Raw genomic sequence first — 404 nt, 5'->3', positions numbered from 1 at the left:
CTGTACTTCAAATAAATTTTCCATCTTCTTCTCCAAGACTAAAAAACGGACACGAGGCCCGTTCATATGCCGTTTTCCGGCTTTTCGCCTCCCCCGCGACCAGGTTCAGCACATACAACCAAAATAAATTTTTTGGTTAATCCATATATAAAGAGCTAACTGACTCTTCATTACTAATTCGGTACATCGCTTCCGCGAGCATTTCAGCAATGCTCAAGACGCGAATTTTGTCACATGCGGCCGCATCAGGCTGCAATGGGATGGTATCTGTCACCACTAATTCGTTCAGCAACGAATTATTGATATTTTTAATGGCTGCTCCCGATAAAACCGGGTGAGTACAGTAAGCAACCACATTGGTGGCACCATGTTCTTTCAAAGCGGCTGCTGCGGCACACAACGTC

General features: G+C 45.0%; 1 pseudogene. It reads right to left on the bottom strand.

The features are described 5' to 3' along the window. Window positions 1–136: 136 nt before the first annotated feature. Window positions 137–404, bottom strand: a pseudogene (locus B3182_RS00875) (ribose-phosphate pyrophosphokinase); the annotation flags it as partial.

The sequence above is a fragment of the Methylophaga sp. UBA4204 genome (genome assembly GCF_002379485.1).
GTDB lineage: Bacteria > Pseudomonadota > Gammaproteobacteria > Nitrosococcales > Methylophagaceae > Methylophaga.
The sequence above is the reverse complement of the archived record's forward strand: the minus strand, read 5'-3'. Positions and strand labels throughout refer to the sequence as shown.